This is a genomic window from Sphingobium terrigena (genome assembly GCF_003591655.1).
Classification (GTDB): Bacteria; Pseudomonadota; Alphaproteobacteria; order Sphingomonadales; family Sphingomonadaceae; genus Sphingobium; species Sphingobium terrigena.
This window is the reverse complement of sequence record NZ_QVRA01000011.1, coordinates 128,199-149,880: the sequence shown is the minus strand read 5'-3', so window position 1 is coordinate 149,880 and position 21,682 is coordinate 128,199. Positions and strand designations below refer to the sequence as shown.

The window sequence follows — 21,682 nt, the reverse complement described above, 5'->3', positions numbered from 1 at the left end:
GGTCAATTCTTCGCTTCGGGCGGAATGACGGGAAAAGGCAGCGGCGCGACGGGGACGCCTTCTTCCATCAGTGCCTTGGCCTCCGCCGGGGCGACCTCGCCATGGATACTGCTATTGGCCTGCTCGCCATAATGCATGGCGCGCGCCTGTTCGGCAAAGCCGCGACCGACCCAGGTGGAGCCTTCCAGCGCCTTTTTCTGCGCCTGCGCCAGCGCATCGACCATTGCGCGCATCTTGGCCGCGTCGCCCGCGCTGATCGCGACGGGAACGTCCGATGCGGGCGCATCCTGCACCGCGACCGCGCGGCTGTTGCCCTTGGCCGCAACGGCAGGGGCCATCACCGCCTTGACCACCTGTGCGTCACCGCAAATCGGGCAGGCCAGAAGGCCCCGCGCCTGCTGGTCGGCATAGTCCGCGCTGGAACCGAACCAGGCCTCGAACACATGGCCTTGTGCTTCACATTTCAGGTCGAACACGATCACGAAATTTGCACTTCCTGCGGAATGACACGGCGGTTGGCGATGGCTGGCACCCGCGCCCGCACATCCCCTAGCCGCGTCAGGTCGATATCGACAAGCCCCAGGCCAGCGCTCTTGCCCATGTCGAGCAGCACTTCGCCCCATGGGTCGATCACCACACTATGGCCATAGGTGACGCGCCCGTCCGCATGGGCGCCAACTTGAGCGGTCGCAATAACGAAACAGCCCGCCTCGATCGCGCGAGCGCGCAGCAGCACATGCCAGTGCGCCTGTCCCGTCGGCACGGTGAAGGCGGCTGGCGCCAGCAGGATCGTCGCCCCGGCATTGGTCAACGCGCGATAGAGATCGGGGAAACGCATGTCGTAGCAGATCGAAAAGCCCATCCGTCCCCAAGGCGTATCGGCCGCGACCACTTGTTCCCCCGGCCCATAGACCGACGATTCGCGCCAGCTTTCGCCGGTGGCCAGATCGACGTCGAACAGGTGGATCTTGTCATAATACGCCCGTATCGCGCCGGTGTCATCGATCAGGAAGCTGCGATTGGCCCAGCGTCCGTCGGCCCGCTCGTCCTTCAGCGGCAGCGATCCGATATGGACCCACAGGCCATGTCTCGCCGCGGCCTCGCGCACTGCCGCCAGCACGCCATCCTCGGCCTGCGATCGCAAAGTCGCGGCGGCGCGCGCCCGGTCGCGGTCCAGATAGCCCGCCATTTCCGGGGTGAAGAGCATCTCCGCCCCCTCCCCCTTCGCCCGTGCCGCCATCTCGACAATGGCGGCAGCGTTTGCGGCGGGGTCGATGCCGCTGGTCATCTGGAACAGCGCGGCGCGCATGATGGTCACAGGCCCAGCAGCGGGTCGAGCATGCCCTGCCGGTTGAGCGCGGCCATATCGTCGCTGCCGCCGATATGCTGGCCGTCGATGAAAATCTGCGGCACGGTGCTGCCGCCCCGGCTGCGCTCCAGCATTTCGGTGCGCTTCGGCCCGCCCATGCTGATGTCATATTCCTCGAACGCGACGCCCTTGTCGGTCAGCAACGCCTTTGCCCGCGCGCAATAGCCGCAAAATGCCTTGGTGTAGATTTCGACCTTTGCCATCTGTCCGTCATCACTCCTTGTTCCCCCGAAATTGGGGCTTATCGCAGCTTTGTCAATCAACGCCTTCGCGGGGCAAGGCGCGCGCCCAGCAGAGCAGCCGCACCTCGCCTGCCCCGCCGCGCTTCAAAGCGCGGGTACAGGCCGCCGCCGTCGCCCCGCTGGTGTGCACATCATCGATCAGCAGGATGCGCCGTCCCTTCAACCCATGCCCGTCCGCCAGCGCAAACGCCCCGCGCACCGCCCTGGCCCGCTGGCCCGGATGCATCCCGCGCAACGGCACCGTCCGTTTGACCCGCAACAGCGCATGTTTCTCGACCGTCAGCCCGGTCAGCCGCCCCAGATGATCGGCGATCAGCGCCGACTGGTTGAACCCCCGCCCCCATAATCGCCAGCGATGCAGCGGCACCGGCACGATCAGCGGCGGGTCATCGCCCGCCACCGGCACATGGCGCAGCATCTGCCGCGCGACCAGCCGGGCGAGGCCGATGCGTCGCCCATATTTCAGCCGCAGCGCCACCGTGCGCGCGACATCGCCATAGGCCAGCACCGCCCTTGCGCTGTCGAAGGGCGGCGGATCGGCCAGGCACGCGCCGCACGCCGACCCTTCCCCCATGTCATGCGGAAAGGGGATGCCGCAGCGCGCGCAGCAGGGTTCGCCCAAAAATTCCATACCGCCCCAGCAGGACAGGCAGAAACCATGATCCTCCCCCACGATCGCCCCGCAACCGGGGCAGCGCGGCGGCAACGCATAATCGAGCGCGGGGCGGATCGCGCTCTTGAGAAGCGGCAGGAAAGGCATCATCTGCCTTGTCCCCCCTTCCCGCCCGTTGCACAAGGCCCGGCATGAGCAGCCCCGACATCTTCGACCGATCCCTGCGCAGCATCCGGCGGGACCGGATGCTGGCCGATTTCGCGGCCCACGACTTTCTCTATCGCGCCATGCTCGACGAATTGCTCGACCGGCTGGGTGACGTGCAGCGCGACCTGCCCGAAGCGCTGGTGATCGGCTGCCCGGACGGCAGCGCCAGGGCGGCGCTGGAAGCGATGGGCAAGCGTGTCGCCTGTATCGATCCCGGCTTCCTCGCCGCCCGCGCAAATGGCGGGGTCCAGTGGGGCGGGGTGCAGGGGGATGAGGACGCCCTGCCCTTTGCCGACAATAGTTTCGATCTGATCCTCGCCTGCGGCACGCTCGACAGCGTCAATGACCTGCCCGGCGCGCTGATCCTGATGCGCCGGGTGTTGCGGCCTGACGGGCTGATGCTCGCGGCCTTCACCGGCGCTGGCAGCCTGCCCCGGCTCCGCGCCGCGCTGATGGCGGGCGAAGGCGATCGGCCCGGCCAGCATATCCACCCGCAGGTCGATGTGCGATCGGCTGGCGACCTATTGAGCCGCGCCGGTTTTGCAATGCCGGTCGCGGACGGGGAGACGCTGAGCGTGCGCTATGGCGACCTGCTGCGCCTGATGCACGATCTGCGCGGCATGGGCGCGGGCAACATGCTGACGGCCCGCCCGCCCGCATTGCGCGGCGACGCGCTGATCAGTGCCGCCGCCCATTTTGCCGATGCCGCCGACCCGGATGGTCGCACGGCGGAGCAGATCGCGATCGTCTATCTCTCCGGCTGGAAGCCCGACCCCAGCCAGGCCGCCCCGGCCCGGCGGGGCAGCGCGACCGTGTCGTTGGCGGCGGCGTTGAAGGCTAAAGGGTAAGCAAATCGACCTCGCGCCTGCCAACTGGGATCGTTGAAAACTAATTTTCGTCATTCCCGCGCAGGCGGGAATCCATCTCCCACCCTATCGTCTCAATTTTAGGTCAGGAGATGGATCCCCGCCTGCGCGGGGATGACGAAGATTTGTGAGGCCATCAGAATTTCGCACGGGTTCCCCCAAGTAAGCGGAGAGCAAGACTTGCGAGCCGAGGGTCAGGTTATTCGCAGCAGGGTCAGCCTTACGCCGCGCCCTTTTATCCTAAGCCACTTCCCCCACCACCGGCCCATCCGCCACATCCCGCGATGCCCAATCCTGCCCATCATGCCGATACTCAACATGGCTGGCCCGCTGAAACCCCGCGCCGTCCCACACGATCACCTGTATCTCCATCTCATCATGCCGTCGGACGTGCAGCCAGTTGAAGCTTTGCGGTTCGGCGTTGCGCAGCCGGGTCGATGTCGCGGTGCCTGCCTGGATGATGAGCGCGCCGCCCGCCTTTTCCACCATCTTGCGCGCGGCTTGCGCGTAAGTACGGTGGAAATGGCCTGCCAGCGCCAGATGCACCCCGGCCTCGGACGCTGCCTGCACCGCATCGTCATGCTGGCCCACCGCCTCGCTTAGCTCCCCGCCCCGGCCGATCGGCATGGCGAACAGGGGATGATGGGTCACCAATATGCGGGTCTTGGCGCTGGCGACGGGGGCAAACCGCTGCCGCAGCATGTCCATCTGGTCATGGTTGATCCGCCCGTCCTTGATCGTCAGCGACCGGGCGGTGTTGAGGCCGAGGATCGCGACCTCGTCATCCTCATACCAGGGGCAAAGGTCCGGGCTGATATAGCGCTTGTAGCGGTCGAGCGGCGCGGCAAAGCGCCGCATTACGTCATAGAGCGGAATGTCATGATTGCCAGGGATCACCAGCAGCTTCAGCCCCGCCGCGCGCAGCCGGTTGAGCCAGGCGGACGCAGCGCGGAACTGCTCGACCCGCGCCCGCTGGGTCAGGTCGCCGCTGATGATGACAAGGTCGGGCCTGTGCTGCTCCAGCCAGGCGGTGGCGGCGTCAACGATGCGGGGATCATGCGCGCCGAAATGAATGTCGGACAGGTGGGCAATACGGGCCATGGTCACGTAACGAACAAGAACGATATGGTTTCCCCGGACCCGAAGCCTCCCTCGCGAGTTGTTGTGCCATGGAAACGAAATCCCCCACCCGCCCAACTACCCGTCCACTGCCGCGTCAGGCCGCGCTGATCGTCAACGCCCATAGCCGCAAAGGCGAGGCGCTGTTTGCGGAGGCCAAGGCAAAACTGGAGCAGGCGGGGATGGAGTTGCTTGCCGCGCATGCGATCAAAAACCCCGAACTGATGGAAGCAACCGTGGCGAAGGCGATCGCCGACGGTGCGCCGATGGTGATCGTGGGCGGTGGTGACGGCTCCATGTCCGGCACGGTCGATCAGCTGGTGGGCAAGGATTGCGTGTTCGCGGTCCTGCCGCTCGGCACCGCCAACAGCTTCGCGCGGACGCTGGGCCTGCCGCTCGACCTGGATGGTGCGGTCGCGACCATCGCCAGCGGACGCCGCCGCCGCGTCGATCTGGGCATGATCGACAAGGATTATTTCGTCAACGCCGCCTCGCTCGGCCTCTCACCGATGATCGGCCAGACGGTGCCGCACAAGCTCAAACGCTATCTGGGGCGGATCGGCTATCTGCTGTGGGCGGTCAAATGTTCGGTGGGGTTCCGCGCCTTCCGCCTGACCATCGACGACGGGCAGCAGGAAAGGCGGCTCTGGTCAACCGAAGTGCGCATCCTCAACGGTCCCTATCATGGCGGGGTCGAGCTGTCCGACCATGCCGATGTCGACAGTGGCGAAATCGTCATCCAGGCGGTCGTCGGGCGCAGCAAGCCGCGGCTGGCATGGGACTGGTACGCCAAATTCTTCAAACTGCGCGACCGCGACGCGCATACGGAGGAATTTCACGGCAAGGCCTTCACCCTGACCACCCACCCGCGCCAGCGCATCTCGATCGACGGCGAAGTTCTGGCGAAAACCCCGGTGGTGGCGCGGATCGCGCCCGGCGCGATCGAGGTGGCGGTCCCGGCCGAGAGCTGATCAGAGCGGCTTTTCGTAGAGCTGATAGACTTTGTTGATCTTGCTGCCGATCGCTTCGGCAATCGCGTTCATGCCCTGATTGTCGTCCAGCACCCAGCTGATCTCGCCGCGCGTCGCGCCATAATGGGCCAGCGCCTCCAGCCGGATCGTCTCGATCATCATGAAGGCCAGCTGGCTGGCCAGCCGCGACGCCTGCAACCGTTGCAACACGCCCATCAACGGCACCCGCATCGTCCGCACCCTGGGCTTGCGCAGCCACCAGAGCAGCTTGGCCCAGCCGAACGGGAACAGCGCGCCGTTGAGCGGCTTGATCGCCTCATTCAGGTCCGGCAGCGTCATCATGAAGGCGACCGGTTCACCATCGACCTCCGCGATCATGATCAGATCCTCGAACACGATGGGTTTCAGCTTCTTGCCGGTATGGGCGATTTCCGAATCGGTGATCGGCACGAAGCCCCAGTTGCGGCCCCAGGCATCGTTGAGGATGTTGAGGATGATCGCCGCTTCAGCGTCGAATTTCGACTTGTCGACCTTGCGGATGCGGATGCGGTCATTTTTGTGGCCGGACGCGACGATCCGCTGGATCAGCGGCGGGAAGCTTTGGGTGATGTCCAGCTCGAAGCAGTTGAGCGTCTTGACCGGCTGATAGCCCGCGCCCTCGACCATCGCCTGATAGGCCGGGCTGTCATGCCCCATCATCACCGTGGGGGGATGATCATGCCCCGCAATGAGCAGCCCCGGCTCCTCCCAGATCGACAGCGAAATCGGTCCCACCACGCGGGTCATGCCCTGTTCGCGCAGCCATTGTTCGGCTTGCGCGATCAGCGCCGCGCCGACCGCCTCATCCTCCGCCTCGAACAGGCCGAAATTGCCCGTTCCAGGCCCCATCCCCTGTTCGCGCGGCATCGCCAGCGCCAGTTCGTCATAATGGGCCGAAATGCGGCCAACGACGCGGCCATTGCGGCGGGCCAGGAAATATTGCGCCCTGGCATGTTCGAAAAACGGGTTCTTGCCCGGCGTCAGCAGCTCGCGCATTTCCGCCTTCAGCGGCGGCACCCAATTGGGGTCTTTGGCGTAGATCGACCAGGGCAGGTCGATAAAGGCCTTGAGGTCGCCCTTGCCCGAAACGGGGGTAATCACCAGATCATCATGTGCCACGGCAGCCGCTTTCACCAGAACAGGGGGAGCAGTTCGCCGCTTGTTTGCGGATTGTCAATCACAGGCCGCCGCCAACCCGCTATCGGGTAGATAATGTCATCGTGCTGCCACGATATCAGCGCATTTGGAGATTAGGACGCCTGCCATGACTGTGCATGATCCCATACTTGCCGCCGCGCAGCGCGCGCGGGCGACCATTCCTGATGACGTGGCGATGCTGCGCGCGGCGGCCGAACTGACCCGCGACCTGTCCACCGCCGATGCGCGTATCTACTGGCCCGATATGCTGGCGTCGGCGCTGATCGGCTGGGGTGCGCTGGCGGGTGCGGTGCTGGTCGACACCGTGCCGCTGGCCATCACCTGCGGCATCGTGGCGATGCTGGCGCTGTATCGCGCGGCGAGCTTCATCCACGAACTCACCCATATTCGCGCCGGTGCGTTGCCCGGTTTCCGGGCGGGCTGGAACCTGATCGTTGGCTTGCCCCTGATGATCCCGTCCTTCCTCTATGAAGGCGTCCATACCCAGCATCATGCCCGCACCCGGTACGGCACGGCGGAGGACCCGGAATATCTGCCGCTGGCGCTGATGAAGCCCTGGTCGCTGCCGCTGTTCATCCTTGTCGCCTCGCTGGCCCCGGTCGGCCTGATCCTGCGCTTTGGCGTGCTGACGCCGCTGTCGCTGATCATCCCGCCGCTGCGCGCCAAGCTGGTGGCGGAATTGTCGGCCCTGTCGATCAACCCGGCCTATCGTCGCCGCCCGCCCGAAGGCCCGTTTGCACGGATGTGGGCGTGGCAGGAGGCAGGCGCGTGCCTGTTCGCGCTGGCGCTGGTCGGCAGCGTGTTTGCCTTCGGATGGAAGCCCCTACTGGTCTATATGGCGATCCATTCGGCGATGACCGTCATCAACCAGCTGCGCACCCTGGTCGCGCATCTGTGGGAGAATGAGGGCGATCCGATGACGGTGACCGCGCAATATCTCGATTCGGTCAATGTGCCGCCGCCCGGCAGCCTGCCTGCACTCTGGGCGCCGGTCGGCCTGCGCTATCATGCTTTGCACCACCTGTTGCCCAGCGTGCCTTACCACAATCTGGCCGCCGCGCACCGCAAGCTGATCACCACGCTCGACCCGCAATCGCCCTATCATCGCGGCAATTATCGCGGGATGATGCCGCTGGTCGGCAAGATTGCGCGCAGCACCATGGCGGCGCGCTGAGCTATTCCTCCGTCCTGAACAGCACGGTTTCACCGACCAGCAGGAACAGGAAGAAGGGCGCCCAGGCCGCCAGGAATGGCGGGTAAGCGCCAAGGCTGCCCATGGCGAGCGAGAAATTGTCGGCGACGAAATAGGCAAAGCCCAGCGCCATGCCCATGACCGCGCGGACGAACAGCTGGCCAGAGCGCGCCAGCCCGAAGGCCGCGACCGATCCCAATATCGGCATCAGCAGCGCCGACAGCGGCCCCGACAGCTTGTGCCACAAATTGGCCTCCAGCTCAGCTGTGGGTCGCCCGGCGTCATGCAGGTCGGAAATCGCCGCCTGAAGCTGGCTGAAGGTCAGCGCGTCGGGATCGACCTTCGCCAGGGTGAACTGGTCGGGGCGGATGTCGCGGCCAAAGCGCACCGTGCCGACATTGGCCACCGTGCCACGCGCCACGTCGAACTGGCGGGCATCTTCCAGCACCCAGCTTTTATTCGCCGCGTCATAATGGCCGCGCGGCGCCTGGACGATGGTCGTCAGGCTGTTGTTGATGCGGTTGAAAATCTCGACCTTGCGCAACTGCACCTGCGTGCCGCGCCCCGCGACGATCGCGGCGTTGACCAGATTATTGCCGTCGCGTACCCACGGGTTGCTCTTGACCCCGCTGTCGCGCGGGATCAGGCCATAATCGACCGCCTGCCAAGCGCTGAGCGCCGCAGTGGATCGCGCGACGATGCGTTCGTTGAAGGCATAGCTGATCACCGCGACGCCCAGCGCCGCTACGACAAGCGGCGCCAATATCTGGTGCGCGGACAGGCCCGCCGCCTTCATCGAGATGATTTCGCTATTCTGGTTGAGCGTCGCCAGCATCACCAGCGTGCCGAGCAGCACCGAGAAAGGCAGGAAGCGGGCGATGATCTGCGGCAAGCGCAGGCCAACATAATGCCATAATTGCGCGTCGCCATTGCCGGGATAGGCAAGGACGTCGCCCGACTGGCCCAGCAGGTCGAGCGTCTGCAACACCAGCACCAGCAGCGCCAGCACCGCCAGTGTCCGGGTGAGGAACAGGCGCGCCATGTACCAGCTGATCTGGCGCGAGGGGAAGAAGGCAAATTGCATGGGTCAGGCGGCTCCTTCCGCCACGGGCGGGCGTCGGCGGCCCAGCTTGACCAGGCGCACTATCTGCTTGCCCAGTTTGGCGAAGGCGACTTCCAGCGCGCCGATCGGCTGGCCGCCGGGGCGGTGCGCAATGACATGATACATCCAGAAGATCAGGCCCGACGTCAGCAGGAACGGTCCCCACAGCGCGATGATCGGGTCGACCTTGCCCAACGCACCGACGCTTTCGCCATATTGGTTGATCTTGTGATAGGTGACGATGAAGATGATCGAGAGGAACACGCCCAGCGCCGATGTCGATCGCTTCGGCGGGATCGCGAATGCCAGTGCCGCCAGCGGCAACAGCATCATCATCACCACCTCCACCATGCGGAAATGGAAATTGGCGCGCACTTCGTCGCGCAGCTTTTCCGGGGTCGCCGGGTTGCGGCCGATGACCATCAGTTCGGGAATCGTCTTTTCCCGGTCCACGTCGCGCCCACGGAAATTTTCGATCTGGGGCAGGTCGATCGGCAGGTCATGGCTGGAGAAAGACAGGATTCGCGGCGTCTTATATTTGGGCGCATCGTTGACCAGCACGCCATCGCGCAGGCGGAAGATGATCGTGTCGGGATCGTCCGTCGCCAGAAACATGCCCTGTGCCGCGGTGACCGCGACCGATTGCCCGTCGCGGCTGACGGCGCGCACGAAAATCCCCTGCAGATTGCGCCCTTCATCCAGGCTGCGTTCGATCCGCATCGTCATCCGCTTGCCCAGGCTGGTGAATTCGCCGACCTTGATCGATGCGCCCAGCGCGCCCGACCGCAGCTCGAATCGCAGCGCTTCATAGGCGTGGCGGGAGAGCGGCTGGACGAAACCGACAATCCCGAAATTGAGCAGCGCCAGCGCGATCGCATACATATAGGGCACGCGCAGCAGGCGTCCGTAGGAGAGGCCCACGCCCCGCATCACGTCCAGCTCCGACGACAGCGCCAGTTTGCGGAAGGCCAGCAATATGCCCAGCATCAGCCCGATCGGAATACCAAGCGAGAGATATTCGGGCAGCATGTTGGCCAGCATCCGCCACACGACGCTGACCGGTCCGCCTTCCGCCGCGACGAAATCGAACAGGCTGAGCATCTTGTCCAGCACCAGCAGCATCGCGGCGATCACCAATGTGCCCAGCATGGGCACCGCGATCAGGCGGGCGAGATAACGGTCGGTGGCGGTCAGCATTCTCTAAGTCGTCGTCCCATCACCATGTTTTGGCCGCAAACCCATCCCATATCGGAATCAGGGAAAGTAGCGGGGCGAACAGGGGCTGTCCGTCCGACCCGGTCGGGCGGCTATAGCTTCCAGGAGTCTAATGGTCATGGTAAAAGTTGCAGTGGGTCTGATGTCGGTGGCAGCGATGGTCGCAGCCGTCCCGGCAATGGCCCATGGCCAGGAAATCGCCAACGATCTGGAACGCTGCGCCAGCGGCGGGAATGGTCCGGCCGTGCTGGTCGATGTGCGCGGCTTTGCCGCCGCGACAGGCAAGGTGCGCGTTCAGTCCTACCCGGCGACCAAATCCGCCTGGCTGACCAAGGGCGAATGGCTCAATCGGATCGACACGCCGGTTCGCCCGGCCAATGGCGCGATGCGCTTTTGCGTGCCGGTGCCGCAGCCGGGAAAATATGGCATCGCCGTGCGCCACGATCGCGATGGCAATGGCAAGACCGACATCAGCCGCGACGGCGGCGGTTTTTCCAACAATCCGTCGATCAGCATCTTCAACCTGGGCAAGCCTGCGGTCGAAAAGGCCGCTTTCTATGCCGGTCCCGGCGTGACGAAAATCACCATCACCCTCAAATATATGTGATCCCAAGCCATGGTCTGCGTCGCGCTCCTGTCCAATCCCAAATCCACGGGCAACCGCCAGACCCTGCCGCGCGTGCGCAGCTATTGCGCCAGCAACCCGGACATCTTCCATTATGAAGTGGAGCATGTCGACCAGATCGGCCGGGCGCTCCAGACGATCGCCCGTGTCGATCCCGTCGTCATCGTCATCAATGGCGGCGACGGCACGGTGCAGGCGGCGCTGACCGAACTGTATCAGGGCGAACATTTCAAAGGCCGGGTGCCGCCGATCGCAGTGCTGCCCAACGGCAAGACCAACCTGATCGCGCTCGACCTTGGCATCCATGGCGATCCGATCAAGGCGTTGGAGCGGATCGTCGCGTTGGCCAAGGCAGGCGTGGACGACCATGTCGTCGCACGCGAACTGATCGCCCTGTCGGACGGCAAGGTCGGCAGTCGGCCAGTGCTGGGCATGTTTCTGGGCGGCGCGGGGCTGGCCGATTATATGCTCTATTGCCGCAACCAGATCTATCCGCTGGGCCTGTCCAATGGCCTTAGCCATTTCCTGACGGCGATGGCAGTGCTGGTCTCGCTGATCTTCGGCATCCGCGCGAAATTCCTGCCGCCGTCGAGCAAGCCGGTCAGCATCTCGCTGATCCGCGACGGGCAGTTGGCCGGGCGATTCTCCGTGCTGATCGTCACCACGCTGGAGCGGCTGCTGCTGGGCGTGCAACCGGGCGACAGCCGCCGCGGTAATATGAAACTGATGGCAGTCGAACAGAATTTGCCCGCCCTGCTGCGCCTGATCTTCGCGAGCATCTTCAAGCGGGTGGGCAAGAGCCAGATGCAGGGCATCCACCTGGAACAGGGCGACACCATCCGCATCGAGGGCAACCATAGCAGCGTCATTCTGGACGGCGAACTGTTCGAGGCGTCCGAGGGCAAGCCGATCGTGCTGCGTTCGACCCAACCAGTGCCGTTTTTGAGGCTGGCGGCATAGGCGCGGGGGGAACTAACCTTGTTCCCCCTCCCGCAGGTGGGAGGGGGTTAGGGGGTGGGCCTGTGCTACGTAGCGCAGGCCCACCCCGCTGCGACTAAATTCCCCCGGCTCAAGGCCGGGGTCATTAAGTCTCGCTGCCCCTCCCGTTTACGGGAGGGGAATAGGAAAATAGAATCCTCCCCCTCACCCCCGCAATTCCACCCAGGTCGGCGCATGGTCGCTGGCCTTCTCTCTCCCGCGAAATTCCTTGTCCACCTGCGCATCGACCAGCCGGTCGGCGGCGGCGGGGCTGAGCAGCAGATGATCGATGCGGAAACCCGCGTCGCGGGGCCAGGCGTTCATCTGATAGTCCCAATAGGTCCACACCCCGCCCGCCGGATGGCGGCTGCGCAGCGCGTCGGTCCAGCCGTCGGCCAGCAGGCGGCGATAGGCGGCGCGGCTTTCGGGCTGCATCAGCGCGTCACTGGCCATCGCCTTGACCGAATAGACGTCATCGTCGCGCGGGATGACATTATAGTCGCCCGCCAGGATCGCGGGGACTTCTTCCGCCCAGATTTCCGCCGCGCGGACGCGCAGTCGTTTCATCCAGCGCAGCTTGTAATCGAATTTGGGGCCGGGCTGCGGATTGCCGTTGGGCAGATAGATGCTGGCGACGCGCACGCCCTTTACGTCCGCTTCCAGATAGCGGCTATGCTCATCCTCCGGCTCGCCATCCAGGCCGCGCCGCAGTTCCACGGGGGTTTCGCCGCGCGCGAGGATGGCGACGCCGTTAAAGCCTTTCTGTCCGTGCCAGATGACGCCATAGCCCGCGTCCTCGATATCCTTGGCCGGGAAGGTTTCGTCGGATGTCTTGATTTCCTGCAGGCAGGCAATGTCGGGCCGCGTTTCGTCCAGCCACTCCAGCAGGCGCGGCAGGCGCGCCTTGGTGCCGTTGATGTTGAAGGTGGCGATACGCATGGACGATTCTCCTCGTCCAAGTCCCTAATGGGAAGATCGGCTTTTGGCTATCAGACCGAGAAGCTGGTGCCGCAACCGCAACCGGCGGTCGCGTTGGGATTGGTCACCTTGAACGCTGCGCCGCCCAGATCGGAGACGAAATCCACCGCCGAACCGCGCACGAGATCAAGGCTGACGTCATCCACAACCAGCGTCACGCCATCGCGTTCGACCGACAGGTCGTCCGCCTCGATCGCATCCGCCAGGCCGAAACGGTACTGGAAGCCCGAACAGCCACCACCCTCCACCGCCAGCCGCAGGATCGCAGGCTTGCCCTGCTTGGCGGCGATCGCGGCGACACGGGCAGCGGCAGATGGGGTAAGATCAATATCGGTCATGGCACCCTAGATAGGCGCACGCAAAAGCCCCGGCAACCCATGGGGTGCCGGGGCTTTTGCGAATGTCGATAAAAGCGCGATCAGTCGACGCTCTTTTCCTGCGCCTTGGTCGGGCCACCCATGGCGATCGGGGGCTTGCTGTTCATCGCCACCAGATAATCGGGACCGGCGACGAAGGGGAGCGGGTTGATCGCGGCGCCGTCGACACGGACTTCATAGTGGAGGTGGCTGCCGGTCGAGCGGCCGGTCGAACCCATCAGGCCGATGATCTGGCCGCGCTTGACGAAGCTGTTGGCTGGCACGAGCAGCTTGGACATATGGCCGTAGCGCGTTTCCATGCCGCTGCCGTGCGAGATCTGGACGAGGTTGCCATAGCCGCTGGCCCAGCCGGCGCGGTTGACGATGCCGTCGGCGGTGGCGTGGATCGGGGTGCCGATGGGACCTGGAATATCGATCCCCTTGTGCATCCGTGCGCCGCCGTTGAAGGGATCGGACCGGACGCCGAAATTGGAGGTCAGCGACAGTTTTTCGACCGGGCGGCCCGACGGGATATAGGCTGCGGTCTTGGCATTGCCATCCAGGCGCTGGAGGCTGGAGAAGAGGTTGGAGAAACCGACGTCCTGCGGCCCAAGGGCGCTGGTGTTGATTTCCGACGCATCGCCATAGGGATCGTCTGTTTCGGTTGCATGGGCCGGGGCAGCGGCGCAGAGCGCGCCTGCAATACCCAGCCCTGCAAAAATCTGTGTTGCCTTGACGGCAGAATGGAACAAACGCGCACCACGAGTATTGATCATATCAAGTTCAAACATGCCGACCCCGACTGTGTCACCGGAGGCTTATGCCCCTCGGCGCTTCCCGTGTTACTTTTTGGCGACCTGGATCGCCCCCGCAGTCATGCAGACTGCAAATCGGCGGTCATGTTGCAAGCGCGGCGTAGAATTCGCGCGTTAAACCGGCCTGTCGACGCGCTGAGTCGTTGAACGGCGGCTTAACCGAACCGCGAAAATGCCTTTTCACAAGCATTTGATAATGATTTGGGGCGGACAGGCCCAATCGGTTCGTCGCCGCGAGGAACCATGTCGTCCCGGCGGCGACGTGGCGAATCTCATCCGCCATGATGCGGCGCAAAAATTTGGCAGACGCAAAATCCCCTGCCGCCTCGAACCGGTCGACGGTCGCTGGCGTGATGTCGAGCGCGCGGGCTTCCAGCACCATCGGCACGATTGCCAGCCGGGCGAGGACATCATGCGCGGTCTCCTCCGCCGCCTGCCACAGCCCGTCATGCGCGGGAAGCGCGCCATAATGGCTGCCGCACTGGCGCAGCCGCCGGTCGAGCAGGGCGAAGTGCATCGCCTCCTCCGCGCCGACCTGCATCCACTCATCCGTGAAGGCCGCCGGGAACTGATCGCCGAAGCGGCCGATCAGGTCGAAGGCGAGGTCGATCGCGACAAATTCGATATGGGCGAGCGCATGGAGCATCGCGATGCGCGACCGTTCCGACCCCATCTTGCCGCGCCGGGGCATTTGCCCCGGATGCAGCAATATCGGCGCGTCCGGGCGCGCAGGCTGGTCGGGCATCGTCCCGTCGAACCGATGCGCCAGCCGACCCAGCCGCCACGCCCGCGCCACGGCGCGCGCGGCCATGACCTTGGCATGGGGATCGGCGGTCAGCAGGACATGGCGGCACGCCGCGCCGACGCTGTCAGGCAGGATCAAAGCGCCCTCGCCGCCTCCAGCACCTCGGCAGCATGGCCCTTGACCTTCACCTTGGGCCAGACCCGCGCGATCGTGCCGTCCGCGTCGATCAGGAAGCTTGCCCGCTCGATCCCCATATATTTGCGGCCATAGAGCGACTTTTCGACCCAGGTGCCGAACGCTTCGCAGGCGTCGCCCGGCTCGTCCGACGCCAAAGTGACGGTAAGGCCATATTTGTCGGCGAATTTCCTGAGCTTGGCGGGCTTGTCCTTCGATATGCCGACGACCGGCACGCCGATCGCGGCAAAGTCGCTGGCCAGTTCGGAAAAATCCTTCGCCTCATTGGTGCAACCGGGCGTATCGGCCTTGGGGTAGAAATAGACGACCACCGGCTTGCCGCGATAGCGGGCCAGGGTGAAGTCCGCGCCATCACTATCCTTGAGCGCGACGTCGGGCGCGCTGTCGCCTTGTACCAGCATCATTTGTCCTCCTGATAGGGCGCGGCGAGCGCGGCCCAGGCTTTCCTCACGCTTTGCCGCGCCTTGGCATAGCTTTCAAGCAGGCTGTCCCAATGGTCAGCCCCGCAAGCCCGCGCAACCAGCGGGCGGGTCGCTTCGGGCGGCTCGGTCGACGAAGGCGACACTAACCTGGACACAATCAGATAGCGTGTGATGAGGTCATGGGCAGCAATGAGGTCAGCGGGCAGATGCCCCGCCGCGACCAGCATGGCCAGCGCCTTGCCCAGGTCGGGATCAAAGGCCATGCCGTAGCGGAATTGGGTGATGTGGATCAAAAATTCCAGGTCGACCAGACCGCCCGGCACCAGCTTGACGTCCAGATCGCTGGCGGGCGGCTTGTGGGTGGCGATGTCGCCGCGCATCTTGACCGCTTCTTGCTCCAAATCATTGATATCACGGTCTTTTTCCAGCGTTTCGGTCAGAATGGCGGCCAGCGCCGTGCGCGCTTGCGGCGACCCGAATATCGGCCGCGCCCGCGTCAGCGCCAGATGCTCCCACGCCCAGGCTTCTTCACGCTGATATTTGGCGAAACTGTCGAAGCTGACCGCCAGCAAGCCCTGCGCACCGGACGGGCGCAGCCGCGTATCGACCTCATAGAGCGGGCCGGACGCGGTATGCACCGACAGCGCGTTGACGATGCGCTGCGCCAGCCGGTTGAAATATTGGGTCGCGCCCAGCGGCTTGGGTCCATCGGATTCGGCGCGGAAATCGCCGGTGAACAGGAAGATGACGTCCAGGTCCGACGCATGGGTCAGCACCCCGCCGCCCAGCCGCCCCAGCGCGAGGATAACGATCTCTCCACCCGCCACCTTGCCATGCACTGCCTCAAACTCGGCCACCGTCCCAGCCGCCAGCGCCTCGATCGCGGCCTCCGCCACCCGGCCATAACCGCGTCCGGCCTCCAGCGGATCGCCGCCCCGGATGATCTGCGCGCCCAGCGCGAAGCGGCGATCGCCCACCCGCTGGCGCACCCGGTCGAGCAAGGCCTGATAATCCTCGCCCGGCTCCAGCGCCGCCAATTGCGCCGTAAGCACATCGACCGGCGGCGGCGGATCGAAGGCGGTGGCGTCGATCAGCCCGTCGATCAGCTCCGCCCGCCGCGCCAGCGCATCGGCCAGCGTCGGCGCATGGCTCAATATCTCCGCCAGCAACGCGACCAAAGCGGGCCGCGCAGCCAGCAGCTTGAAGAAGTTGATCGCGCTGGGCAGCCGCCCGATCATGTCGTCCAGCCGGTTGAGCGCACGCGACGGATCGGGCGCACTCGCCAGCGCACGCATCAGGCCGGGGAGCAGGCTCTCCAGCGCCTCGCGCGAGGGACCGCTGCGCAGCGCCCGCACCTTTCCGCCACGCCAGTGGGCGATCCGCGCCAGCGCGGTTTGCGGATCGGCAAAGCCCATCTCGGCCAGTTGCGCCGCCAGCAGCGCCTCATCCTGCGACAGCGAGGCGTCGTCCTGTTCCGGGCTGAGCCGGTCATAATTGCGCCCCACCCATTCGACCTGGGGCCGCAACAGGTCGAGCAGCGCGTCGCCATCGGCCAGGCTATGCAGCCGCGCGACATTGTCCATGGCGGCGGCCGATTTGGGCAGTTCATGGGTCTGCAAATCCTCGACCATCTGGAGCCGATGTTCGATCGTGCGGAACAGGATGTAAGCCTCGTCCAGCTGCGCCGCGACATCAGGCTCGATCACGCCCGCCTGCGCCAGCGCGGCCAGCGCCTGCCGCGTATTGCCCGATCGCAGAGCCGGATCGCGCCCGCCATGGATCAGCTGATGAACCTGCGCGAAAAATTCGACCTCGCGAATGCCGCCGCGCCCGCGCTTCAGATCATAGCCCGGCCCGAACGCCTGGCCCTGCGCATAATGGTCGCGAATCCTGCGTGAAATATCGACGATCGCGTCGATCGCGCTGAAATCCAGATGCCGCCGCCAGACAAAGGGGCGAATCTGGCGCAGGAAATAATCGCCCAGCGCGATGTCGCCCGCCGCCGCGCGCGACCGGATGAAGGCGGCCTGCTCCCAGCCCAACGCGGTCGATTCATAATAGCCGATCGCCGCCTCCACCGGCAGCGCGATCGGCGTGGCTTCGGGCGAGGGGCGCAGGCGCAAGTCGACGCGGAACACATAGCCGTCAGCATCACGGGCAGTCAGCAATTCGCTCATCCGCCGCCCGATTCGGACCGCCGCATCGGCCGGATCTTCGCGCGGGCCATGCGGCAGGGTGGCCGGATCATAGAGCAGGATCGGGTCGATATCCGACGAATAATTGAGTTCCCGGCTGCCATGCTTGCCCAGCGCCAGCACGGCAAAGCCCTTATGCTCGGCGTCGGGATAGCGTTCGGCCATGGCGGCGGCCAGCGCCTCCTCCACCGCGCTATCGGCGAAGTCGGACAGGGTGCGCGTCACCCGGTCCAGCCCCCAGACCCCCGACAGGTCAGCCGCCGCCGTTACCAGCGCGATCCCCGTGCGCCGCCGCCGCAGCGACCGGGCGACGCCATCCTCTGGCTGGCCCAGCGCCTGCGCCACGGCCAGCGCCGCGTCCATGTCACCGGTCGCCAGCGCCTCCGCAACTTCTGGATAACGGTCGAGCGCGCGCGTCAGGAAAGGCGAATGACCGCGTATCCGCGCCTGCGTTTCGGGCCAATCCGTCACCATCGTCTCTCCCCTCGCGGCGGGCGTTCTTTGGGGCGCTATCGCTTGGGCTTGCGACGAACGCCAGAAACTTTTGTGCGCGCCGTCCGTTCTTACTGACATGGAAATGCAGCGCAAATCTTCCGGCCGATCGGCACCGGGTCGCAAAAGCGGCGACGGGCGGATCGTGACCGTCGCGCTTCCCCTGCCCTATGAGGGCTTGGGTAACGCCCTGCGCTCCACCTATACACCGCAGCGCGATGGACTGCCGGATGATATCGCGGCGCTGCTGGCGCGGCTGGACCGGGGAAATTCAGTATCGGACTGATGGATGATAGGGTTTTATTTACCCATTTCCCTTACGGAATTGATGGACGGTCGCCACTAAGAGTTCGCCTGATGATATATCGCAATTTCGCCATCTGCACGCTGATCGCCGCACCGCTGATCGTGCTGGCCGTGCAAAGCATGTTGCCCAAGGCACCCGAACCTGCGCCGACCCAGCCCATTATTGCCGATGCGCCGCCGCCGCCCGTCATCATTCCCGTCGCCCCGCCATCGGCAGGAGTGGACGCGCCCGCCTTTGGTCAGCCTATGGCCGAAGCCGGAAAGCCCATGCTGGCCCCCGGCGCTGGCCTGCCTGAAACAACGGTCGCGCCGACGGTCGTCACTGGCCAGATGTTTAGCCCGGACGCAGCCCCGGCCGGATCGCCCAACGCGGAATAAGCGTCAGACCACCCCCTTGAACGTATCGCATTGGGCCGGATCGCCGGTCGAAAGCCCCTTGCGCAGCCAGGCCATGCGCTGGGCGCTGCTGCCATGGGTGAAGCTTTCGGGCACAGGCCGACGCCCCGCCGCCTTTTGCAGCGTATCGTCGCCAATCGCCTCGGCTGCGCGCATCCCTTCTTCCAGGTCGCCCGCTTCCATCAAATTGGTGTCGCGCGCCGCCCAAACCCCGGCATAGCAGTCCGCCTGCAATTCCATCTGCACCTGCAACGCATTGCCTTCGGCTTCCGACGCGCTCTGCTGCGCCTTGCGAATCCGGTCCGCTTGCCCCGTGATCGTCTGGATATGATGGCCCACTTCATGGGCGATGATATAGCCGATCGGGAAATCGCCCGGCGCGTTGAAGCGTGTTTCCATTTCGTTGAAAAAATCGGTGTCGATATAAATGCGCTGATCGGCCGGGCAGTAGAACGGCCCCATCGCCGCCTGCGCCGCGCCGCAGCCCGACTGGCCATTCTGGCTGTAGAATACCAAAGTGGGCGGCGGATATTGCTCGCCTGACGCCGTGAATATCTCGTCCCAGCGGCGCTCGGTCGATCCCAGCACTTTGAGTGACGTGCGCTGAATGTCGGTCAGTTCGGTCGTCGCAGGGCGCTGCGTCTGGACCGGCTGCCCGCCGCCACCCCCGCCGATCAGGCTGAGCGGATTGATGCCCATCACCACCATAATCACCAGCACCACGGCAATGCCACCGCAGCCGAATTTGCTGCCGATCAGCGGCAGGAGCATTCCTAGCCCGCCGCCAAGGCCACCACCGCCGCCACCCCGGCCGTCCTGCACCTCGAAATGGCTGCTTTCCTGTTCGTCGTCGAGACGCATGACGCCCTCCCTGTTTAGGCCATTGCCTACCCGATTCACGGAATGCTGCAAACCGCCGGGATGGCCAGAGGGTTGCGGACAAAGCAAATTTTATCTGGCGACATAAAGTTGGATTGCGGTCGGCAAAGACTATATTGCACCGCATCATGGATAATCAGCCCAAGCCCCTCCGCCGCGCCCGCACGCCTTTGCCCCTCCCCCGCGAAGTCGCGCTGCTGCTTCAGGGGGGTGGCGCGCTCGGTTCCTTCCAGTCGGGCGTCTATGAACGGCTGGACGAACTGGGAGTCGATGTCAGCTGGGTTGCGGGTATTTCGATCGGCGCGGTCAATGCCGCGATCATCGCGGGCAACCCGCCGCACCGGCGGATCAGCCGCCTCAAGAAATTCTGGTACACCGTGTCGGGCGGGATGCCCAATGTGCTGCTGCCCGACATTGACCATATTCGCGAGATTGCGCATCTGGCCGCCGCCGGCACGGTCGCGACCTTCGGCGTGCCCGGCATGTTCCGCCCGCGCCTGTGGCCAGCCACGATGATGCCCGAAGGATCATCCGGCGCGATCAGCTTTTACGACAGCGCACCGCTGAAAGACACGCTGGACGCCTGTATCGACTGGGATTTGCTGAATGACGGGCCGGTGCGGCTGTCGGTCGGCGCGGTCGATGTCGAGACCGGCAATTTCGCCTATTGGGACACGCGCGGGCCGGGCGGCAACACCCGGATCGACGCGCGCCACATCATGGCATCGGGCGCGCTGCCACCGGGCCTGCCCCCGGTCGAGATTGACGGGCGCTGGTATTGGGATGGCGGCATCGTGTCCAACACCCCGCTGGCCCATGTGCTGGACCATCAGACCGAAGATATGCTGGTGTTTCAGGTCGACCTGTTCCCCGCCGAAGGGCCGATGCCGCGCCAGATGACCGACGTCTATTCGCGCGCCAAGGATATTCAGTTTTCCAGCCGCACCCGGCAGGTGACCGACCAATATCTGCGTCTGCGGCGTGAGCACGGCGCGATCAAGGCCTTGCTCGAAAAGCTGCCGCCCGAACTGCGCAACGAACCGGAAGCGCAGACATTGCGGGATATATTGGATGGCGGATCGGTTAACATCGTCCACCTCATCTACCGCAGCCGCAACTGGGAAAGCGGGGCGAAGGATTTTGAATTTTCCCGCGCCACGATGCTGGACCATTGGAGCCAGGGCCGCGACGCAGTGGAGGAAGTGATGCACAAGGGCGACCTGATCGCCCGCAACATATTGGACGGCAAGAGCGCGACCTTCGACCTCGACGCGCCCGATCATCTCAAGGAGAAAAAGGCATGAGCAAGGCTTTTACGGGCAAGACCGCTTTGATCACCGGATCGACCTCCGGCATTGGCCTGGCCTATGCCAAGGCGCTGGCGGGCGAAGGCGCGAATGTCGTCATCAACGGCTTTGGCGACAAGGATGCGATCGAGCAGGAGCGGCTGGGGCTGGAGGCGCTGAGCGGCGCGAAGGCGCTCTATAGCGGCCATGATCTGACCAAGCAGGACCAGATCGAGGCGATGATGGCTGAGGCCGCCACGGCCTTTGGCGGGGTCGATATATTGATCAACAATGCCGGGATGCAGCATGTCGCCCCGGTCGAGGATTTTCCGGTCGACAAATGGAACCTGATCATCGCGCTGAACCTCACCAGCGCATTCCACACGACGCGGCTGGCGGTGCCCTATATGAAGGGCAAGAAATGGGGCCGGATCATCCAGACCGCCAGCGCCCATTCGCTGACCGCCTCTCCGTTCAAGAGCGCCTATGTGACCGCCAAGCATGGCCTGGCCGGTTTCACCAAGACGGTGGCGCTGGAAGTCGCGACCTTCGGCATTACCGCCAACTGCATCTCCCCCGGCTATGTCTGGACGCCGCTGGTTGAAAACCAGATCCCCGACACGATGAAGGCACGCGGCATGACACGCGAGCAGGTGATGAACGACGTGCTGCTGGCAGGCCAGCCGACCAAGCAGTTCGTGACGGTCGAACAGGTCGCGGCGATGGCGATGTTCCTGTGCAGCGACGCCGCCGCCAACATCACCGGCGCGAATATGAGCATCGACGGCGGATGGACGGCGCAGTGAAACGCGGTCCTGTGTAATACCAAATAACGTTGATTGTGACTGATCTCCCCTCCCCGGCGGGGAGGGGTCGGGGGAGCAAGGCGAAGCCGCGCGTCCACGCTGGCGGCGGTGCACC

The 21,682-nt window shown here is 64.7% G+C and carries 24 protein-coding genes; 9 read left to right on the top strand and 15 right to left on the bottom strand.

The window, feature by feature from the left end:
* Positions 1-2: 2 nt before the first annotated feature.
* Genes D0Z70_RS13865 through D0Z70_RS13850 form a run of 4 tightly spaced genes read right to left on the bottom strand, consistent with a single transcriptional unit; the run spans position 3 to position 2,374 of the window.
* Positions 3-482, bottom strand: coding sequence for a DUF1178 family protein (locus tag D0Z70_RS13865; RefSeq protein ID WP_119747375.1), 480 nt, complete (start codon positions 480-482; stop codon positions 3-5).
* Positions 479-1,309 (bottom strand): carbon-nitrogen hydrolase family protein, encoded by an 831-nt coding sequence (locus tag D0Z70_RS13860; protein ID WP_119747432.1) that lies wholly within the window; start codon positions 1,307-1,309, stop codon positions 479-481. Before D0Z70_RS13860 ends, D0Z70_RS13865 begins: the two co-directional genes overlap by 4 nt.
* A gap of 5 nt (positions 1,310-1,314) precedes the next feature.
* Entirely contained in the window at positions 1,315-1,572 is a 258-nt protein-coding gene (gene grxC / locus D0Z70_RS13855; RefSeq protein ID WP_119747373.1) for a glutaredoxin 3, read from the bottom strand.
* 52 nt (positions 1,573-1,624) lie between these two features.
* A complete protein-coding gene (locus tag D0Z70_RS13850) occupies positions 1,625-2,374 on the bottom strand; it encodes a ComF family protein (protein ID WP_119747371.1) in 750 nt (249 codons plus the stop codon).
* A 41-nt stretch (positions 2,375-2,415) separates the two neighbouring features.
* On the opposite strand from D0Z70_RS13850, the gene D0Z70_RS13845 reads away from it, so the two are divergent.
* Positions 2,416-3,279, top strand: coding sequence for a class I SAM-dependent methyltransferase (locus D0Z70_RS13845; RefSeq protein ID WP_119747369.1), 864 nt, complete (start codon positions 2,416-2,418; stop codon positions 3,277-3,279).
* A gap of 258 nt (positions 3,280-3,537) precedes the next feature.
* Here the strand turns inward: D0Z70_RS13845 and D0Z70_RS13840 are convergent, their stop codons facing one another.
* On the bottom strand, positions 3,538-4,398 hold the full coding sequence (locus tag D0Z70_RS13840; protein WP_119747367.1) for a metallophosphoesterase family protein: 861 nt from the start codon (positions 4,396-4,398) through the stop codon (positions 3,538-3,540).
* Between the two features lie 68 nt (positions 4,399-4,466).
* Here D0Z70_RS13840 and D0Z70_RS13835 point away from each other — a divergent pair, with 68 nt between their 5' ends.
* On the top strand, positions 4,467-5,387 hold the full coding sequence (locus D0Z70_RS13835; RefSeq protein ID WP_119747365.1) for a diacylglycerol/lipid kinase family protein: 921 nt from the start codon (positions 4,467-4,469) through the stop codon (positions 5,385-5,387).
* Here the strand turns inward: D0Z70_RS13835 and D0Z70_RS13830 are convergent, their stop codons facing one another.
* Positions 5,388-6,545 (bottom strand): GNAT family N-acetyltransferase, encoded by a 1,158-nt coding sequence (locus D0Z70_RS13830; protein WP_119747430.1) that lies wholly within the window; start codon positions 6,543-6,545, stop codon positions 5,388-5,390.
* Between the two features lie 145 nt (positions 6,546-6,690).
* Between D0Z70_RS13830 and D0Z70_RS13825 the strand changes: the two genes are divergently transcribed.
* Positions 6,691-7,758: a fatty acid desaturase family protein gene (locus D0Z70_RS13825; RefSeq protein ID WP_119747363.1), complete on the top strand. Its 1,068-nt coding sequence runs from the start codon at positions 6,691-6,693 to the stop codon at positions 7,756-7,758.
* A gap of 1 nt (position 7,759) precedes the next feature.
* On the opposite strand, the gene lptG is transcribed toward D0Z70_RS13825, so the two are convergent.
* Positions 7,760-8,860 (bottom strand): LPS export ABC transporter permease LptG, encoded by a 1,101-nt coding sequence (gene lptG, locus D0Z70_RS13820; RefSeq protein WP_119747361.1) that lies wholly within the window; start codon positions 8,858-8,860, stop codon positions 7,760-7,762.
* 3 nt (positions 8,861-8,863) lie between these two features.
* Positions 8,864-10,075, bottom strand: coding sequence for an LPS export ABC transporter permease LptF (gene lptF / locus D0Z70_RS13815; protein WP_119747358.1), 1,212 nt, complete (start codon positions 10,073-10,075; stop codon positions 8,864-8,866).
* 130 nt (positions 10,076-10,205) lie between these two features.
* Here lptF and D0Z70_RS13810 point away from each other — a divergent pair, with 130 nt between their 5' ends.
* Both D0Z70_RS13810 and D0Z70_RS13805 read left to right on the top strand, forming a co-directional pair.
* Positions 10,206-10,700 carry a DUF2141 domain-containing protein gene (locus D0Z70_RS13810; RefSeq protein ID WP_119747356.1) on the top strand — a complete coding sequence of 165 codons (495 nt, stop codon included), beginning with the start codon at positions 10,206-10,208 and terminating at the stop codon, positions 10,698-10,700.
* A 9-nt stretch (positions 10,701-10,709) separates the two neighbouring features.
* The gene (locus D0Z70_RS13805; RefSeq protein ID WP_006963431.1) at positions 10,710-11,678 is read left to right on the top strand and encodes a diacylglycerol/lipid kinase family protein; all 969 of its coding nucleotides are present in this window, start codon (positions 10,710-10,712) and stop codon (positions 11,676-11,678) included.
* A 183-nt stretch (positions 11,679-11,861) separates the two neighbouring features.
* Here the strand turns inward: D0Z70_RS13805 and xth are convergent, their stop codons facing one another.
* The 6 genes from xth to D0Z70_RS13775 form a co-directional block, all read right to left on the bottom strand.
* Positions 11,862-12,635: an exodeoxyribonuclease III gene (gene xth / locus D0Z70_RS13800; RefSeq protein WP_119747354.1), complete on the bottom strand. Its 774-nt coding sequence runs from the start codon at positions 12,633-12,635 to the stop codon at positions 11,862-11,864.
* A 50-nt stretch (positions 12,636-12,685) separates the two neighbouring features.
* Positions 12,686-13,012 (bottom strand): iron-sulfur cluster insertion protein ErpA, encoded by a 327-nt coding sequence (erpA, locus tag D0Z70_RS13795; RefSeq protein WP_119747352.1) that lies wholly within the window; start codon positions 13,010-13,012, stop codon positions 12,686-12,688.
* A gap of 80 nt (positions 13,013-13,092) precedes the next feature.
* Positions 13,093-13,821: a M23 family metallopeptidase gene (locus D0Z70_RS13790; protein ID WP_182913964.1), complete on the bottom strand. Its 729-nt coding sequence runs from the start codon at positions 13,819-13,821 to the stop codon at positions 13,093-13,095.
* Between the two features lie 106 nt (positions 13,822-13,927).
* Complete coding sequence (locus D0Z70_RS13785) at positions 13,928-14,728, bottom strand: ferritin-like domain-containing protein (protein WP_119747350.1); 801 nt, start codon at positions 14,726-14,728, stop codon at positions 13,928-13,930.
* A complete protein-coding gene (gene bcp, locus D0Z70_RS13780) occupies positions 14,725-15,186 on the bottom strand; it encodes a thioredoxin-dependent thiol peroxidase (RefSeq protein ID WP_119747426.1) in 462 nt (153 codons plus the stop codon). The genes D0Z70_RS13785 and bcp overlap by 4 nt, the downstream gene beginning before the upstream one ends.
* A complete protein-coding gene (locus tag D0Z70_RS13775; protein WP_119747348.1) occupies positions 15,186-17,876 on the bottom strand; it encodes a bifunctional [glutamine synthetase] adenylyltransferase/[glutamine synthetase]-adenylyl-L-tyrosine phosphorylase in 2,691 nt (896 codons plus the stop codon). Before D0Z70_RS13775 ends, bcp begins: the two co-directional genes overlap by 1 nt.
* 103 nt (positions 17,877-17,979) lie before the next feature.
* On the opposite strand from D0Z70_RS13775, the gene D0Z70_RS13770 reads away from it, so the two are divergent.
* Complete coding sequence (locus D0Z70_RS13770) at positions 17,980-18,180, top strand: hypothetical protein (RefSeq protein ID WP_239018923.1); 201 nt, start codon at positions 17,980-17,982, stop codon at positions 18,178-18,180.
* A gap of 71 nt (positions 18,181-18,251) precedes the next feature.
* A complete protein-coding gene (locus D0Z70_RS13765) occupies positions 18,252-18,578 on the top strand; it encodes a hypothetical protein (RefSeq protein WP_119747344.1) in 327 nt (108 codons plus the stop codon).
* A 3-nt stretch (positions 18,579-18,581) separates the two neighbouring features.
* Here D0Z70_RS13765 and ypfJ read toward each other — a convergent pair whose 3' ends face one another.
* Complete coding sequence (gene ypfJ / locus D0Z70_RS13760) at positions 18,582-19,457, bottom strand: KPN_02809 family neutral zinc metallopeptidase (RefSeq protein ID WP_119747342.1); 876 nt, start codon at positions 19,455-19,457, stop codon at positions 18,582-18,584.
* A gap of 146 nt (positions 19,458-19,603) precedes the next feature.
* Here ypfJ and D0Z70_RS13755 point away from each other — a divergent pair, with 146 nt between their 5' ends.
* Together D0Z70_RS13755 and D0Z70_RS13750 are read left to right on the top strand one after the other, a co-directional pair.
* A complete protein-coding gene (locus D0Z70_RS13755; protein ID WP_119747340.1) occupies positions 19,604-20,779 on the top strand; it encodes a DUF3734 domain-containing protein in 1,176 nt (391 codons plus the stop codon).
* Entirely contained in the window at positions 20,776-21,567 is a 792-nt protein-coding gene (locus D0Z70_RS13750; protein WP_119747338.1) for a 3-hydroxybutyrate dehydrogenase, read from the top strand. Before D0Z70_RS13755 ends, D0Z70_RS13750 begins: the two co-directional genes overlap by 4 nt.
* Positions 21,568-21,682: the final 115 nt, after the last annotated feature.

Excerpts from the sequence above, each read along its gene's own strand:
- D0Z70_RS13850 (WP_119747371.1), bottom strand. The coding sequence starts at position 2,374 with ATGATGCCTTTCCTGCCGCTTCTCAAGAGCGCGATCCGCCCCGCGCTC.
- D0Z70_RS13790 (WP_182913964.1), bottom strand. The coding sequence starts at position 13,821 with ATGTTTGAACTTGATATGATCAATACTCGTGGTGCGCGTTTGTTCCAT.
- D0Z70_RS13755 (WP_119747340.1), top strand. The coding sequence starts at position 19,604 with ATGGATAATCAGCCCAAGCCCCTCCGCCGCGCCCGCACGCCTTTGCCC.
- D0Z70_RS13765 (WP_119747344.1), top strand. The coding sequence starts at position 18,252 with ATGATATATCGCAATTTCGCCATCTGCACGCTGATCGCCGCACCGCTG.
- lptG (WP_119747361.1), bottom strand. The coding sequence starts at position 8,860 with ATGCAATTTGCCTTCTTCCCCTCGCGCCAGATCAGCTGGTACATGGCG.
- D0Z70_RS13770 (WP_239018923.1), top strand. The coding sequence starts at position 17,980 with ATGCAGCGCAAATCTTCCGGCCGATCGGCACCGGGTCGCAAAAGCGGC.
- bcp (WP_119747426.1), bottom strand. The coding sequence starts at position 15,186 with ATGCTGGTACAAGGCGACAGCGCGCCCGACGTCGCGCTCAAGGATAGT.
- D0Z70_RS13845 (WP_119747369.1), top strand. The coding sequence starts at position 2,416 with ATGAGCAGCCCCGACATCTTCGACCGATCCCTGCGCAGCATCCGGCGG.
- D0Z70_RS13835 (WP_119747365.1), top strand. The coding sequence starts at position 4,467 with ATGGAAACGAAATCCCCCACCCGCCCAACTACCCGTCCACTGCCGCGT.
- D0Z70_RS13750 (WP_119747338.1), top strand. The coding sequence starts at position 20,776 with ATGAGCAAGGCTTTTACGGGCAAGACCGCTTTGATCACCGGATCGACC.
- D0Z70_RS13810 (WP_119747356.1), top strand. The coding sequence starts at position 10,206 with ATGGTCATGGTAAAAGTTGCAGTGGGTCTGATGTCGGTGGCAGCGATG.
- erpA (WP_119747352.1), bottom strand. The coding sequence starts at position 13,012 with ATGACCGATATTGATCTTACCCCATCTGCCGCTGCCCGTGTCGCCGCG.
- D0Z70_RS13840 (WP_119747367.1), bottom strand. The coding sequence starts at position 4,398 with ATGGCCCGTATTGCCCACCTGTCCGACATTCATTTCGGCGCGCATGAT.
- D0Z70_RS13805 (WP_006963431.1), top strand. The coding sequence starts at position 10,710 with ATGGTCTGCGTCGCGCTCCTGTCCAATCCCAAATCCACGGGCAACCGC.
- D0Z70_RS13860 (WP_119747432.1), bottom strand. The coding sequence starts at position 1,309 with ATGCGCGCCGCGCTGTTCCAGATGACCAGCGGCATCGACCCCGCCGCA.
- xth (WP_119747354.1), bottom strand. The coding sequence starts at position 12,635 with ATGCGTATCGCCACCTTCAACATCAACGGCACCAAGGCGCGCCTGCCG.
- D0Z70_RS13775 (WP_119747348.1), bottom strand. The coding sequence starts at position 17,876 with ATGGTGACGGATTGGCCCGAAACGCAGGCGCGGATACGCGGTCATTCG.
- D0Z70_RS13825 (WP_119747363.1), top strand. The coding sequence starts at position 6,691 with ATGACTGTGCATGATCCCATACTTGCCGCCGCGCAGCGCGCGCGGGCG.
- grxC (WP_119747373.1), bottom strand. The coding sequence starts at position 1,572 with ATGGCAAAGGTCGAAATCTACACCAAGGCATTTTGCGGCTATTGCGCG.
- ypfJ (WP_119747342.1), bottom strand. The coding sequence starts at position 19,457 with ATGCGTCTCGACGACGAACAGGAAAGCAGCCATTTCGAGGTGCAGGAC.
- lptF (WP_119747358.1), bottom strand. The coding sequence starts at position 10,075 with ATGCTGACCGCCACCGACCGTTATCTCGCCCGCCTGATCGCGGTGCCC.